This is a genomic window from Pyxidicoccus fallax (assembly GCF_012933655.1).
Classification (GTDB): Bacteria; Myxococcota; Myxococcia; order Myxococcales; family Myxococcaceae; genus Myxococcus; species Myxococcus fallax.
Genome location: NZ_JABBJJ010000315.1, coordinates 1 through 14,864 on the forward strand (window position 1 = coordinate 1; position 14,864 = coordinate 14,864).

General features: G+C 71.9%; 13 protein-coding genes. 7 read left to right on the top strand and 6 right to left on the bottom strand.

The window, feature by feature from the left end:
* Positions 1 to 158: 158 nt before the first annotated feature.
* Both HG543_RS41825 and HG543_RS41830 read left to right on the top strand, forming a co-directional pair.
* Positions 159 to 1,217 (top strand): sensor histidine kinase, encoded by a 1,059-nt coding sequence (locus HG543_RS41825; protein WP_169350534.1) that lies wholly within the window; start codon positions 159 to 161, stop codon positions 1,215 to 1,217.
* On the top strand, positions 1,214 to 2,005 hold the full coding sequence (locus HG543_RS41830) for a response regulator (protein ID WP_169350535.1): 792 nt from the start codon (positions 1,214 to 1,216) through the stop codon (positions 2,003 to 2,005). The genes HG543_RS41825 and HG543_RS41830 overlap by 4 nt, the downstream gene beginning before the upstream one ends.
* A 191-nt stretch (positions 2,006 to 2,196) precedes the next feature.
* Here HG543_RS41830 and HG543_RS41835 read toward each other — a convergent pair whose 3' ends face one another.
* From HG543_RS41835 to HG543_RS41845, 3 genes are all read right to left on the bottom strand, one after another.
* Positions 2,197 to 2,967 (bottom strand): TolB family protein, encoded by a 771-nt coding sequence (locus tag HG543_RS41835; RefSeq protein ID WP_246357681.1) that lies wholly within the window; start codon positions 2,965 to 2,967, stop codon positions 2,197 to 2,199.
* A 176-nt stretch (positions 2,968 to 3,143) separates the two neighbouring features.
* Entirely contained in the window at positions 3,144 to 4,574 is a 1,431-nt protein-coding gene (locus tag HG543_RS41840; protein ID WP_169350537.1) for a hypothetical protein, read from the bottom strand.
* Positions 4,575 to 4,699: 125 nt separating this feature from the next.
* Complete coding sequence (locus HG543_RS41845; RefSeq protein ID WP_169350538.1) at positions 4,700 to 6,190, bottom strand: glutamate-cysteine ligase family protein; 1,491 nt, start codon at positions 6,188 to 6,190, stop codon at positions 4,700 to 4,702.
* A 168-nt stretch (positions 6,191 to 6,358) separates the two neighbouring features.
* Between HG543_RS41845 and rlmN the strand changes: the two genes are divergently transcribed.
* On the top strand, positions 6,359 to 7,438 hold the full coding sequence (gene rlmN / locus HG543_RS41850) for a dual-specificity RNA methyltransferase RlmN (RefSeq protein ID WP_169350545.1): 1,080 nt from the start codon (positions 6,359 to 6,361) through the stop codon (positions 7,436 to 7,438).
* 305 nt (positions 7,439 to 7,743) lie between these two features.
* Positions 7,744 to 8,121 carry a hypothetical protein gene (locus HG543_RS41855; RefSeq protein ID WP_169350539.1) on the top strand — a complete coding sequence of 126 codons (378 nt, stop codon included), beginning with the start codon at positions 7,744 to 7,746 and terminating at the stop codon, positions 8,119 to 8,121.
* On the opposite strand, the gene HG543_RS41860 is transcribed toward HG543_RS41855, so the two are convergent.
* The 3 genes from HG543_RS41860 to HG543_RS41870 all read right to left on the bottom strand — a co-directional run bounded on the left by HG543_RS41860 (position 8,111) and on the right by HG543_RS41870 (position 11,296).
* Entirely contained in the window at positions 8,111 to 9,733 is a 1,623-nt protein-coding gene (locus HG543_RS41860; RefSeq protein WP_169350540.1) for an adenylate/guanylate cyclase domain-containing protein, read from the bottom strand. The two genes, HG543_RS41855 and HG543_RS41860, sit on opposite strands and share 11 nt — an antisense overlap.
* A gap of 33 nt (positions 9,734 to 9,766) precedes the next feature.
* On the bottom strand, positions 9,767 to 10,621 hold the full coding sequence (locus HG543_RS41865) for a metallophosphoesterase family protein (RefSeq protein ID WP_169350541.1): 855 nt from the start codon (positions 10,619 to 10,621) through the stop codon (positions 9,767 to 9,769).
* A gap of 105 nt (positions 10,622 to 10,726) precedes the next feature.
* Complete coding sequence (locus HG543_RS41870; RefSeq protein WP_169350542.1) at positions 10,727 to 11,296, bottom strand: imm11 family protein; 570 nt, start codon at positions 11,294 to 11,296, stop codon at positions 10,727 to 10,729.
* Between the two features lie 61 nt (positions 11,297 to 11,357).
* On the opposite strand from HG543_RS41870, the gene HG543_RS41875 reads away from it, so the two are divergent.
* The 3 genes from HG543_RS41875 to HG543_RS41885 all read left to right on the top strand — a co-directional run bounded on the left by HG543_RS41875 (position 11,358) and on the right by HG543_RS41885 (position 14,660).
* On the top strand, positions 11,358 to 12,632 hold the full coding sequence (locus HG543_RS41875) for a PEGA domain-containing protein (RefSeq protein WP_343073574.1): 1,275 nt from the start codon (positions 11,358 to 11,360) through the stop codon (positions 12,630 to 12,632).
* Positions 12,629 to 13,576: a tRNA glutamyl-Q(34) synthetase GluQRS gene (gene gluQRS / locus HG543_RS41880; protein WP_169350543.1), complete on the top strand. Its 948-nt coding sequence runs from the start codon at positions 12,629 to 12,631 to the stop codon at positions 13,574 to 13,576. Before HG543_RS41875 ends, gluQRS begins: the two co-directional genes overlap by 4 nt.
* Positions 13,577 to 13,721: 145 nt before the next feature.
* A complete protein-coding gene (locus tag HG543_RS41885; protein WP_169350544.1) occupies positions 13,722 to 14,660 on the top strand; it encodes a hypothetical protein in 939 nt (312 codons plus the stop codon).
* Positions 14,661 to 14,864: the final 204 nt, after the last annotated feature.

Genomic DNA, 14,864 nt, shown 5'->3' on the forward strand with positions numbered 1-14,864 from the left:
CCCCATGTTCACCCTCCCCTCCCCCATCCTCGTCCTCGCCGCCATCCTCCTCTTCCCCATCGTCCTGGTGGGCAGCATGGTGCTCGACGTCTCGGAGACCGAGCTGGAAGAGGCCCCCGCGCAGTAGCGGCCCCGGCGGTGTAGGCTCCCGCCGGAGCATGTCGGAGCCGTCGGAAGCGTCCATCGTCCGCGCCACGCTGAGGGCTCTCGTGGAGCCCCGGCGGCTGTTGCCCATCCTCCTGGTGGCCGTGCCGCTCGTCACCGCGCAGGTGCGCTTCAGCCGTGGTGAGCCAGGAGCCATCTACCTGGGCATCCTGATGTGCCTCGTCTTCGTGGCGGTGGCACCGGTGTCCTACCGCGTCCTCTTCCCGGAGGGCCTGGACCTGAGCCACGGCGGCGTCCGCCTGCTCTTGTACGCCACCGTGGGCAGCGGCGTGGTGCTCACCTCCGGCTTCGTGCTGCCGAAGCTGCTCGGCATGGGGTCCACCTTCCTCACCCAGCGCACCAACCTCGCCATCTGCGGCGCCCTCTTCCTGGTGGGCGGCTGGGGCCTGGGCCGCGACATCGGCTTCGAGGAAAGCCTCACGAAGGAGCGCGCCCGCGCCGCGCGCCTCGCGCTGGAGGCGGAGCAGGCGCAGCTGCTCGCCCTGCGCAGCCACCTGGACCCGCACTTCCTCTTCAACACCCTCAACGCCATCGCCGAGTGGTGCCGCGAGGACGGCGCGGTGGCCGAGGCCGCCGTGCTGCGGCTGTCCACCATGCTCCGCTCGGTGCTGGCCGGTGTGCGCAGCGCCACCTGGCCGCTGTCCCAGGAGCTGGAGCTCATCCGCACCCTCTTCGACCTGCACCTCTTGAGGGACCCGAACCTCTTCCAGCTCACGATGAGCGTCCCCTCCGGCGTGGGCGAGGTGGCGGTGCCCCCGCTGGCGCTGCTGCCGCTCGCGGAGAACGCCGTGAAGCACGGCCCCGCCGCCGGCCACCGGGGGCGCCTGTCGCTGGACGTCGCCGTGCGCGACGACGCGGTGGAGGTGGCGATCGAGAACCCCGGTGCGTCCAAGGGCCCTCGAGAGGGCAGCGCCGGCCTGCCCACCGTGGAGCGGCGGCTGGCCCTGGCCTATGGCGGCCGGGCCCGGCTCGAGCTCGCCAGCGCCGCGGGCCGCACCCGCGTCACCGTCACCCTGCCCCGCGCGGGCCCCCTTCCTGGAGTCCTCACGTGAGCCCGTCCCTGCGTGTCCTCGTCGCCGATGATGAGCTGCTCGCCCGCAAGCGCCTGTCGCGCCTTCTGGCCGCCTTCCCCGACGTGGAGGTGTGTGGCGAGGCCGCGGACGGCGAGGCCGTGCTCTCCGCGGTGCGCGCCGGCGGAGTGGATGTGGTGCTGCTGGACATCCACATGCCGGGCTTGAGCGGCCTGGACGCCCTGGCCCTGATGCCCGAAGGCCGCCCGCGCGTCATCCTCTGCACCGCCCACGCGGAGCACGCCGTCGAGGCCTTCGACCACGGCGCCGTCGACTACGTCCTCAAGCCCGTGGAGCCGGCGCGCCTGCAGAAGGCCCTGGAGCGAGCCCGCTCGCGCCTGGAGCCCGCGCCCCGGGACTCCGCGAAGGCCGAGCCACCGGCCACCGAGCGGCCCTCGTCCACCCCGCCCGCGAAGGGGCTGGCGCGGCTGCCCATCCCCACGCGCCAGGGCATCGTCCTCGTGGACCCGGAGACGATTTCCCACGCCGCGCTGGAGGACGAGCTGGTGACGGTGTTCACCGGCCAGGGCGACTACCTCACCGACTTCACCCTCAACGAGCTGGCGGAGAAGCTGCCCCCGGAGCGATTCCACCGCGTCCACCGGCGCGCGCTGCTCAACCTGTCCCACGTCACCCGGCTGGAGCCGCTGGAGACGGGCGGCTACCTGGCGCGCACCGCCCGGGGCCACACGGTGGAGGTGAGTCGCCAGTCCGCGCGCGAGCTGCGGCGCATGCTCGGCCTGCGCAAGAGCGCCGAGGACGAGGGCTGAAAGGCCCTGGCCGCGCGAGCGGGATGTGAAGCGGGCCGCGGCGTGAGAGGGCCTCCGTTGCCCCTCTCCTCGGGCGCCTGCGCTCCGCTGCTTCCGCGCCGGCCCGCCTGCGGCCACTTCGCTTCACCTTGCTGCCTTGCTGCTCACTGCCTCACGACGGCCGCTTCGGCCCTCGCGTCACCCCGCCCTGCTCAGTCCACGCCCACTTCGATGTAGATGACCTTGTCGCCCTCGTTCCGGGCGAAGACGACGGTGCCGTTCTCCGTCCAGTGCGGGGAGTGTCCCTCGCCCAGGCTGTACGTGTTCTCCACGTCGAACATCTGGCCGAAGTCGATGACGCGCACCTCGCCGTTGGTGAGGGTGGTGGTGCTGTAGACGATGAGCCGGCGCTGGTTGTCGGGCGACCACTGCACCGTGCCGCCAGTCGCGGGGTTGGGGATGATGTCGCCCGCGCTCTCCAGGGTCTCCTGGTTCGTCACCTGGTCCAGCCCGGTGCCGTTCGACCGCACCTTCCAGAGCGCCGGCCGTCCCGAGCGCCGCGTGGACTGGAACAGCAGGTTGCGCCCGTCCGGCGTCCAGACCGGCTCGGTGTCGTCGTAGCCGCGCGTCACCTGCTGGGTGTGACCGGACTGCAGGTTGTACACGTGCAGGTCCGCGTGCGTCACCGGCTCACCCGGCTGGTAGGAGTCCGGCAGCTTCGAGTACGCCACCGAGCGACCATCCGGAGACGTCACCGGCGCGCCGCTGCGCTTCGCGAGGAGCCGCAGGCTCCCCTGGGTGTCCACCGCGTACAGCGACAGCGACGTGGTCTGATACACGATGAGACGGCGCTCGTTGGCGGCGCCCTGGTCAGGCGATGCCGTGTCCAACTGCTGGACCTGCGCCGCCTGCGAATCGCCAGACGTCGGTGCTTCCGTCTCCCCCGGCCCGCCACAACCAGCGAGCGCCAGAGAAGAAGCCATCCACATCGCGAGGGTCCTTCGGGGGAAGCGACTTCGGACTTCGGTTGGATGCATACGGTCCTCTGGGTGGAAATGCCCTGCGGAAAGGGCGGGCGTGATACAGCGATATCGCCCGCACTCGCAGTTATTTCACGTCAGAATCCCAGAACAATCCACCCGGTTTCGAATGACACCCGCTACTGGCCAACGCCCGCGAAGAGCGATGGCACCCGCGCCGCGTCATCGCCGAGGACTTCCGACAAGACCCGGTAAGCAGGAGTAGGGAGCGTGGTGCCGGCGCGTGCACAGCGGGCGGCGTCATCCAGTGTGAGTGCGGGCGTGGAGCAGTAGGACTCGCGCCAGTGGTCCACCAGCCGCTTGGAGAAGGCGGCGCCCATGGCCTCCACCTGCTGCTCCACCCAGCCGTGGGGCGGCGTGAACCGCACCCGCTTCGGCCTCACGTCGGCGTCGTAGAAGGTGACGTCGTGCTCGTAGCCGGACTCACCGAACTGGTCCTGGAGGACGGCGGTGATGGGGCCGCGCCGCGCGTCCAGCACGCCGGTGGAGGACAGGGCCAGCCGGTGGTCCACGGACAGGCGCAGCGCGTGGTACTCGAAGGTCCTCGCCACGTCGCGGTACTTCGTGACGGCCACGGTGAAGGTGCGCGTGTACTTGCGGACCTTCTCGACGGTGCGCGTCTTCTTCTCGCCCTTGCTGTCCGTGTACTCCTCCACGTCCGTGTAGGGCTCCTCGATGGTCTCCGTGCGGTCCTCGTGGTCCGTGTAGGGGACCTTCTCGGTGTACGGCGCGGTGAGCTGCACGTTCTGGGAGTCCTTGCGGGTGGAGAAGGTCCCCGCGAGCGAGAACTCCGGCCGGGAGGTGGCACTGGGAGAGAACCAGGGTGAGGCCTTGAAGGCCCGCGCCAGCCGGCCTCGCAGCAGCTCCAGTTGCGCGCTGTCGAAGCCCTCCACGTCACCGGAGAAGTCAGGCGGACCGAGCAGCTCCGGGGGCGGCGGCGGCTGGGGCGCGAACTCGCGCCAGCGGGTGCAGTAGCGGAAGACCAGCTCCCTCCAGTGCGGGGCGTCCTCCGAGGAGGCGTTCCGCAGTCGCTGGCAGGTGTCCTTGCCGCTCTGGAGCACGGCGTTCTCCATCTCGCGCTGGATGACGGCCATCTCCCGGTGCGCCAGGAGCGGCCGCTTCCGGCCGAGGGCGTGCTCGGCCGTCAACGCCAGCCCCTGCTGGGCCGGAGCGCCGATGATTTGACGCAGGTGCTGGTGCGTCCCGCCCATCTCCTCCAGCAGGGAACTCTCCAGCGCGCCGTTGAGCTTGGAGTTCCACTCGACCCGGTGGTTGAGGAAGCGCAGCAGGTCCTCCTCCGCGTTCTCGTCCTGGCCCTCCAGCCGGAAGCGCCGGGCATTGCCCAGCAGCTGCTCCAGCGCCTTCCAGCGCAGGTCGTCGCGGGTGGTGACCAGCTCCTGCTCGTACGGGCTCTTGCGGACGAGGTCGTCGTAGAGGGCGGCGGCCTCGACGTACTGGCCCTTCCGGGCCAGCTCATCGGCGCGACCGCGCAGGGTGGTGACACAGGCGCTCAACAGCAGCAGGGGCAGCAATCGGAGGAGTCGGACCATGAAGGACCGGGAGGTCATGCGGGTCGGAAAAAGGCGTATCGCCAGCCCGCTGACGCAACAGGCAGGCGGATATTCACCGGATTGCACCCGCCGCCGCAATCCACCGTCGCCCCCGGGGCCGCGGCCTACTCCAGCGGCCAGGTATGGACGGGCTCGCCGGAGTCGGCGTGGCGCAGGTAGCGCTCCAGCATGGCCGCCAGCGCGTCGAGTCGGGGCATGTGCGCCTCCAGGCGCTCCAGCGTCTGGAGCTGCCAGCGCGCGCCCGTGCGCCCCAGGGCCACGCGCCGCTCGATGATGCCCAGCAGGGCGTCCGCCTCCGCCGCGTCCACCCCGGCCTTCACCAGCCCGCGCCGCGCCACCGGCAGCAGCCGCGAGGCCAGCTCCACCGCGGAGACCGGACGGGGGCTGGGCGCCGAGTCCGCGGGCCACAGCAGCTCCGCGTCCAGGCCCTGCCGCGCCGCGCGGATGAAGTTGCCGCACGCGTGGACGAAGGGCAGCGCGGGCAGCAGTGCGTCCACCTCCTCCGCCAGCGCCAGCGTCAGCCCCAGCAGGAACGCGCCGTTGGCCACCATGTCCACCACCGAGGGCCCCGCCGGCAGCGCGCGCAGCTCGATGCGCAGGTGGCCGGAGTCCTTCGGGTCATAGATGGCGCGGTTCCAGGTCCACACGGTGCTCTGGTGCAGCCGCAGCTCGTCCAGCCCGGGCAGCCCGCCCGCCTTCACGCGCTCCAGCGGCGACTCGCGCCCCAGCACGGGCAAGAGCGGTGGGTGCAGCGCCACCGACTCGGCGAACAGCTCGTGCGCGCCCTCGCGCACCCAGCCGTGGCCGAACGTCACGCGCGCGTGGGGTTGGAAGCCGCCCTCGCCCGGCTCGCCCCGGTCATCCACCGCCTGGCGGAACAGCGCGATCCGCGTCTCGTCCCACAGCCGCCGGCCGAGGAACAGCGGCGAGTTGCTGGACACCGCCAGCACTGGCGCCGTGGCCAGCTGCGCCGCGTTGTACATGCGCGCGAAGTCCGCGGGCGCCACCCGCAGGTGGTACTGGAGCGACGTGTTGGCGCCCTCCAGCGTCACGTCGTCCCAGGTGAGCGCCAGCGCGTCCTTCGGCCCGTGGATGGAGACGTGGAAGGGCGTGGCGCGCCGGCTCCGGATGGCGGCCGACAGCGCGCGGTAGCGGGGCAGCCCCGTCAGCGCGCCGCTGCCCAGGTCCGCCTCGCGCAGCGTGGGGAGGATGCCCACGACGGCCACCCGCGCGCCCTGCGTGGCCGCCGCGCGCCGCACCTCGCCCAGCGAGCCCTCGAACTCCTCGCGCAGCGCGGTGAAGGGGCGGCCGGCCAACGGCCCCGGGCGCAGGTTGACCTCCAGGTTGAAGCGGTCCAGCTCCAGCGTCACCCGCGGGTCCACCGTCTGCGACAACACCTGCCGGTTCACCGGCAGCGGGAAGCCCGCCGCGTCCACCAGCGACATCTCCAGCTCCGCGCCGATGGTGCACTTGCCCACCCCGAAGCCCGGCCGCGCCAGCAACTGGCGCAGGGCCTCCAGGCTCTCCGCGAGCCGCCGTGAGAAGCGCGCGTAGTCCTCCGGGACGAACTCCTCCTGCTGGATGGCCAGACCCATATGGGCACACGTTGCGCATGGCCGCCCGCCCATGCACCCGGGTGGAAGGGGTCGCCGGCTCGCCAGCCCGGCACGGGGGCGCGCCGGGAGGGCCAGCGCCACTCGCGGCCCCTTGCACCCCGGACGGGAGGTGCACGCCCGCCCGGTGTGTTATCTCCCTCCATGGCCATGCCGTCCGACACGACCACCAACCTGTACGACCTGACCCGCCCGAAGCTGGGCGAGCTGCTCTCCAGCTGGGGGTACGGGTCCTATTACCGCGACCTGCTGTGGACGTCGCTGTACCGCAAGCAGGTGCGCTCGCTCGACGAGGTCGAGGGCCTGCGTCCGGACCTGCGGGCCACGCTGGGCGAGCGTGCCCGCCTGGGCCACCTCGCCACGCACCGCGAGGTCTTCAGCTCCGACGGCTACACCCACAAGCTGCTCTTGCGGCTGGACGACGGGCAGACCATCGAGACGGTGCTGATGCGCTTCAAGGGCCGCGCCACCGTGTGCATCAGCACGCAGGCCGGCTGCGCCATGGGCTGTGTCTTCTGCGCCACCGGGCAGATGGGGCTGTCGCGCCACCTGACGCCCGGCGAAATCGTGGGGCAGATCCTCCACGTCCAGCGAATCCTGCGCGAGTCCGGCGAGTCGCTGCGCAACGTCGTCCTCATGGGCATGGGCGAGCCGCTGCACAACTATGACCACACCATGGCCGCGGTGGACGTGATGGTGGACGCGCTCGGCATGGCGCTGGGGCCGCGCTTCATCACCCTGAGCACCGTGGGCGTGGTGCCCGGCATCCGCCGGCTCGCGGACGAGGAGCGCCCCGTGCAGCTCGCCGTCAGCCTCCACGGCGCCACCGACGCCGAGCGCGCCGCGCTGGTGCCCGCCGGCCGCCGCTGGCCCCTGGACGAGCTGATGGACGCGTGCCGCTACTACAGCGAGCAGCGCAAGCGCCGCATCTTCTTCGAGTGGACGCTCATCTCCGGCCGCAACGACACGCCCGAGCACGCGCACACCCTGGGCGCGCTGCTGCGCGGCATGGACGCGCACGTCAACGTCATCCCGCTCAACCCCACGGTGGGCTACGACGGCGGGCCCAGCCAGCCCGAGTCCGTGCGCGGCTTCCAGGACGTGCTCGCCTCCTACGCGGTGCCCAGCACGGTGCGTCAGCGCCGCGGCATCGACATCGACGCGGGCTGCGGTCAGCTCAAGGCCGCCGTGGAGCGGCCCTCGCGCCGTTCACTTCCCACCAGCCCATGAGTCCAATGGCGCGTGTCGTGGCGGATGCCCACGCGCATGTCACCCGCGTCCGCTAACGTCCGCGCCCTTCCCACCCACGAGGAGGGCCGTCGATGCCACGGCACCCGCCGCATTTCCACCGGCTTGCGTCCGCAGGGCCGCCGCGCCGCCCGCCCGACGCGGTGGCGTACGGGTCAGGCATTACACCTGCGACGTGTGGGCGTCCTGTCGGTGACGGACGCCCGCGCTGAAACCGGCGGGAGCCCCTTGCACGCAACATGGACGTGGGCACATTCTTTCCATCGGCTTCCCCGGGGAGGTGGGCGATGCTTTCCATCCAGGAGCACTCGACGCTGGATGAAGCGAGCAGTGACTTGCTCGACTTCATCCTCGAGCCGGCCAACTGGCTTTCGGTGGCACAGACGGACCCGGCCGCATGGCCCGGGCAGAACACGGTGTACCAGCGCCGCGTGGGCACGCTGCGCATCTGCGCCTCGGTGGACGTGGGCGCCACGCTGGACGTGTTCCTTCACATCGCCTTCCGCGCGCCGGGCCTCACGCCGGTGAAGGCGGCCGACCACCTGGAAGGCTTCCTCAAGCAGCGCCTGCCGCTCACGCCCAACTCCGAGTGGCAGGTGGAGGTGGACGAGCGCCGGTGGATCCACTTCTCCCGGCGCTACGCGGCCCCGCACCTCAAGGCTTGAGCGACAGCTCGTAGTGGCGCAGCGGCTGCGCCACGTTCTTCACTGGCGTCTCCGTCAGCGGACCGAAGCGCAAGGACTGGAAGAACGGCTCGCGTGAGCCGCTCAGCACCTCGCGCACGCTCTCCATCACCAGCGTCTCCCGGAAGCCCGCCAGCGACTGCAGGCGCGCCGTCTGGTTCATTCCGCTGGAGAAGGCGGTGTACTGCCGGTTGGGGCCGAAGAGGCCGCAGTTGGCATTGGCCAGGTTGACGCCCACGGCCACGCCCAGCCCGGGCAGCTTCACGCGCTGGCACAGCGCGGCGACCTCCTCGCGCGCGCCGAGCGACGCGGTGAAGGCCTGGATGTCACACGCCGCGCGCACCGCGGCCTGCGCGCGCTCCAGGCGGGACGACTTGAAGAAGGGCGGGCCGAAGAGGCCGATGACGCAGTCGCCCACCATCTTGTCGAAGACGCCGCCGTGCTCCCAGATGCAGCCCACGGCGCGCTCACTCCACTCGTCCACGAAGCGGCCGATGTTGCGCGGGCTGTCGAAGCCCTGCTCGCAGATGCGGGTGAAGCCGTTGATGTCCGCGAAGAGGATGCCCACCTCCTGGTCCTGCGCGCGCAGGTGCTGGGCGTAGTTCGGGTCCTGCAAGAGCGCGTCGATGATGGACGTGGGGAAGAACTGCGACAGGTGGATGCGCTCGCGGTTGTAGTCCAGCAGGCGCTGGCTCAGCGTGGAGGCCAGCACCCGGATGAGGTCCATGGCGTAGGCGGAGAAGCCCTCGTCGCTCCAGATGACGATCTTGCCCAAGGGCTCGCTGGAGGCCGCGCCGGAGATGAGCACCGCCTCGGTGGTGCGGCCGGCGAAGAGCTGCCGCAGCGCGGAGTCCTCGCCCGCCAGCAGCCGGGCGCCGTGCTGGCGGATGGCCTTCTCCAGCACGGGGCTGGGCTGCTCGCCGCTCTCGAACTCCAGGTGGCCATTGCGGTAGGTGCGGTAGTGCAGCACCTGGGGCTGCACCGCGTCGCGGTACAGGAGGAGGAAGCCCGGCAGCCGCACGCGCTGCGACAGCGTCAGCACCGCCTGGTCCATGCCCGCCTCGAAGACGGGGTTGGCCAGGTGGGCGTTGCACTGGATGATGAGCTGGTGCTTCTCCGACGCGGTGTGCACGAGGCACAGCACCGTGTCGAGCTGCTCGGCGATGGTGTCCAGCACGCGCAAGAGCCGCGCGGAAGACTCGGGCGAGGTGTGGTCGCCCGTGAAGAGCATGCCGAAGGTGCCCACGCGCGTGCCGGCCACGTCGAGCGGCTGGGTGACGAGGGTGTCGTCGCCCACGCGCCGCGCGCCGGAGAGTCCCTCCAGGAGCGAGCCGGGGAAGCGGTCGCCCCAGTCACCCTCGCTCCAGGTCCGCTCCGCCAGCTCCTCGTCGCGGGTGGTGATGGCCATGGCGCGGGCGCCGGCCAGCTTGAGGATGGGAGGGAAGCAGCGGCGGAAGGACTGGGTGAGGTTCTCTCGCTGCCGGAGGCTCTCCTCCAGGAGGTCGTCCACGGCGCGCTGGAGGGTGCGGAGCGCCTTGTACTCCTCCAGGGTGGGTTCGGCGGGCGACGGGTACGGGTGCGGCGCGGTGGGCATGGCGGCGGTTCTACCGCCGCCGGGCCGGTGCTGTCACAGGGCGGGTGTGTGCTGCTGGCCGCCGACCACCTGTCCCCGGGCCACCTCGATGAGCCAGTAGCCCTCGTGGCCGGCCTCGGTGGAGGAGCCGGCGCCGAAGAGGTGGGGCCGGTCCGCGGTGGCGGGGTGGTGGTAGCGCTCGTGGATGTGGCCGTGGAGGACGGCGAAGCGGGGGCCCGGGAGGAGGCGCAGCAGGGCGTCCGCGTCGCGCAGGCCATGGTTCCAGCGGTCCGCGACGCCCTTGCGGTTGCGGGGCGCGTGGTGGACGGTGACGAGCACCGCGCGGCCGTCCAGGCGAGGGTCCTTCAGCAGGGCCGCCAGCCCGTCGAGCTGGGCCTCGCCGATGACGCCGTAGGGAAAGGCGGGCAGCGGGGCGACGCGGGTGGAGTGCAGGCCGACGACGGCGACCTCGTCTCCGACGAGGCGGACGACGGGCCAGACACCCTCGCGGCGGTACTCGGGCAGGTCGCTGTGGAGGAGCTGGCCGAAGTGGGCGCCGAAGCGGTCGCTGCGGATGCTGCCCGGGGTGAAGACGTCATGGTTGCCGGGGACGACGGTGCAGCGGCGCGGGTCCTCCGCGAGCGGGCCCAGGGCCTTGCGGGCTCCGGCGAACTCGCCTTCGAGGGCGTAGGCGGTGAGGTCGCCGGAGAGGATGAGGTGGTCGACGTGGTGGGCCTCGGCCTCGCGGACGATGGTGGAGAGGACCTGGGGCGCGCGGGCGTAGCGCTTGGCGCGGCCTCCCAGGGACAGCTCGACGAGGGCCAGCCAGCGCCGCCAGCCGAGCCGGTGCAGTGGGAGCGCGAGGTAGTCCTCGGTGATGTGGACGTCGGAGCAGTGGAGGATGCGCATCGAGGTGTCCTGCCTGGGCAACGGCCGGCTGTGGGCCGACATTCTCCCAGATGCCCGACGGTGGGAAGCGATTCGTCGGGGGGCCTGCCCCGCGTGCCGGGGCTGCTACACCGGCGTGAACTTCGCCCCCGTGACCTTGGCGCGCTCCAGGGCCTGCTTGATGTCCTCGGAGACGATGAGGGCGATGTCCCAACCCCAGGTGCGAAACACCCTGGCATCCCCGACCTTGGTCGGGTCGATGCGCAACCCGATGACGGACTTGTAGTAGCCAACCCGCTCTGGCTGCCCATCCTCCGGCTTCCAGTAACGCACTTCATCGGATGCCGCGTCGTCGATGCAGCGGATGCACTTCGTGGCCACCAGGATGAGGTATTGGTCGGGTTGGCCCTGGACGTCCACCGGGATGAGCTGCACGTCGTTGGGAGCCAGTTCCGCGAAGAGGGAGGCCACCCGGACATGGACGATGGGTGCTGCACCCAATCCGGCCGTGCAGAACTCCAACCGTCTTCCAGGCTCATCGACGGGAATGGTCAAGCGCTCCTGGATGTGGACGGGGTGGCCTTCTCTGAAGACGTAAGGATCGTCCACCTCCTGGCCATTCGCGCCCAAGGGGTCGCCCAGGTCCCAGTTCCCAACCTGCATGTCCTCCTTGAGCCTGAAGTATCGCTTGGGCATGGTGGACGGCTTCTCTATCTCACTGGCTCCAGGGCTGCCGTACTCCGCCACGAGCCAGAGCGTGGGTTATTGTCCCGTCCCGACGATGATGCGAACCGCGCTCCTGCTCACCCTCCTCCTCGCCGCCCTTCCCGCCACCGCGCAGTCCGGTGCGTCCCGGAAGGCGCGTGCCCGGGCCGTGAAGGTCGCGGTGCTCCCCTTCCAGGCCGTCTCCGCCGACGTGCCCTCACGCGCGGGACTCCGCGCCACGGCGCGCCTCGCCTCGGAGATCCACGTGACGGAGGGCCTCGCCCTCGCCGAGCCACCGCCCCCTTCCACGGACACGCCACCTCCGCCCGAGCCCCTCACCGTCGCGCGCGAGGCCATGAAGGAAGCCACCGCCGCCCGCGAAGCCCGTGACTTCGCCCGCGCTGATGCCGCGCTGACCCGCGCCCTGGACGCCTATGCCGCCGGCGCCGCGCGACTCTCCGATGCCTCCGAGCTGGCCGACGCGTACGCCCTGCGCGCCGCCGTGCGCTACGCCACCGGCCGTGACGACGAAGCCGCCGCCAGCCTCACCCACGCGCTCGCCGTCGCTCCCGGACGCTCTGTCCCGCTGGCCTCCACGTCTCCCCTCTTCGCGAAGACGGTGGAGCGCGTGCGCGCGTCGCGGCAGTCTCAGCCTCGTGGCGGCGTGCGCTTCGAGTCCGTGCCTCCGGGCCTCGCGGTGACGCTCGACGGCCATCCCCTGGGCACCGCGCCCGTGCGCGTCACCGAGGTCCCTCCCGGCGCGCACCTGTGGCGCGCGGTGCTGCCCTCGGGCGAGGCCGTGGGGGGCGTGGTGGAGGTGACGTCGGACCAGCAGGCCGTGGTGAAGGTGCGTCCCGCCGGCACCGGTCCCGACGCGGCGCTTGCCCTGGCCCTCGCCGGCAACCGGCTGGACTCCGCCGCGCTCGAAGCCGCCTCGGCGCTGGGCCGCGCGGCGGGAGCGAGCCTCGTCGTGCTCGGCACCGTGTCGCGCACGGGCCCGGGGCTCGCGCTCGATGCCTTCGTGCTCGCTCCGGGTGACACGTCCCCGCGCCGCCTGCCCCGCCTGTCCGTGGACGCCGACCTGCTGGAGTCCGGCGCTCCGTTGCGCGGCTGGGCCGCCACCCTCGCAGCGAAGGGCGTGGAGGCCGGCACGACGGAGTCCCTCCCCGCCGAGCCCGCCGCCGATGTCGACTTCGCCGCCCTGCCCATGCAGGTGACGTACCCGACGAGCGAGGAGCACACCCCGGCCGCGGCGCCTCCCGCCACCACGCCCGCTCCGGACCGCAAGCCCCTGGCCCCCAACCGCAAGCCGTTGGTCCGCCCGTGAGCCCCTTCCGTGGACGCTTCGCGCCCAGCCCCACCGGGCGCATGCACCTGGGCAACATCCGCAGCGCGCTGCTCGGCTGGCTCCAGGCTCGCGCCGCTGGTGGCGCCTTTCTGCTGCGCATCGAGGACCTCGACCGAGCCCGCTGCAAGCCCCAGTACGTCGACGACCTGAAGCGCGACCTGGAGTGGCTCGGCCTCACCTGGGACGAGCAGCCCCTCATCCAGAGCCAGCGCGACGACGTCTACCGCGACGCGCTCGCGAAGCTGGAGCGCGAGGGGCTCGTCTACCCGTGTTTCTGCACGCGCGCCGAGATTGCCCGCGCCGCCAGCGCCCCGCATGGCCTCTCCGAGGAGGGCCCTCGCTACCCCGGCACCTGCGCGAACCTCACCGCCGCGCAGGTGGTCGAGCGCGCCCGCACCCGCGCCCCCGCGTACCGCTTCCGTACCCGCCCGGGCGAGGTGCGCTTCATGGACGAGCTGCTCGGCCCCTACTCACAGGACGTCGAAGCCGTGGTCGGCGACTTCGTGGTGCGCCGCAACGACGGCGTGGCCAGCTACCAGCTCGCCGTCGTCGTGGACGACGCGGCCAGTGGAATCACCCACGTGCTGCGCGGAGACGACCTGCTGTCCTCCACGCCCCGGCAGCTCCAGCTCTACGCGGCGCTCGGCCTGTCCGCTCCGTCCTTCCTCCACGTTCCGCTCGTGCTGGGCGAAGACGGCAAGCGGCTCGCCAAGCGCGAAGGCGCCTTCGCCCTGGCGGAGCTGCGCGAGCGCGGCCTTGCTCCCGAGCGGGTGCTGGGACTGCTCGCCGCGTGGAGCGGGCTCGGCGACGGGAGCCCCATGACGCTGGACGCCCTGGTGCGCGCCTTCCGCGTGGAGGCGCTGCCCCGCGCGCCCGTGGTGGCCCGCGAGTCGGTGCTCTCCGAGGCACTCGGCCTGCGCTGAAGTCCCTGCCTTCCCTCGCGACGCCTCGGGGAGGCGGCCGGGCAGGTGGAATGCGTGCGTCCCTGGACACGTGCCCATCTTTGCCTTGGACCGGAGCGCTCACCCCCGCCTTCGGCGGCGCTCCCAGAATCACGTGAGGCAGCCCATGGCAGACATCGTGGAGAACGAAAGACCCGGCGTCATCCCCGCCGTCGCGGGGACCCCCTTCAAGCTGAGCTGGGGCGCCATTCTCGGAGGCGCCTTCGTCGCGCTCGGCATGTGGATTCTCCTCTACTCGCTCGGCCTCGCGCTCGGCCTGTCCTCGGTGGACCCCGGCAACCCGGGCAGCGCACGCTCGGCCGGAATCGGCACCGGCATCTGGAGCCTCATCGCGCCCCTCATCGCCCTCTTCGTCGGCGGCTTCGTGGCCGCGCGCACCGCGGGCGTGGTGGACAAGGGCGGCGGCGCGATGCACGGCGTGGTGCTGTGGGGCCTGACGACGCTGGCCGGCACCATCCTCATGGGCATGGCCCTGACCTCGCTGCTCGGCACGGTGTTCCGCACCACCAGCTCCGTGGTGGGCGCCGCCGGCTCCGCGGTGGTGGGCGCCGCGCCCCAGGGCGGCCAGGCCGCGCAGGCCTTCGGCCTGGATGCCAATGACGCGCTCGCCCCCATCAACCAGCGGCTCCAGAAGGAGGGCATGCCACCCATCACCGCGGACCAGCTCCAGGCGTCCGTCCGCGACGTCGTCAACACCGCCGTGCGCACCGGCAACCTCGACCGCAACCTCCTCGTCACGTCCATCGCGGAGAACACGAAGCTCTCCCGCCAGGACGCGGAGGAGGTCGCCACGCGCATCGAGCAGCAATTCAACCAGACGCGCGGCGAGGTGGGTCAGAAGGTCGGACAGATTGGCCAGCAGGTCCAGCAGGGCGCGCTCCAGGCCGCGGACACCACGGGCCGCGTCTTCTGGGGCATCTTCGGCGCCCTGCTGCTCGGCCTCGTCTCCTCCATCCTCGGCGCCACGCTGGGCGTCAGCCGCCGTCAGCGCGTCTACGCGGAAGGCGCCGTCGCCCCGGGCCGCCGCCGCGAGGTGTATCCGTAGTCACACCGCCACGCTCCCGGGTGACGATGTCGCGCCACCCCGCCGCCCGGGAGGCATAGGCTCCAGGTGACGATGCCGAACCGCTCCTTCATCCGCTGGTTCCTCATCCCGGGGCTGAGCCTGGGCGTCCTCGTGCTGAGCGCCGCCCTCTCCTACTGGCTCACCCGGCCCGAGGGCGTCGCCCCCACCCCGGACGTCCCCGAG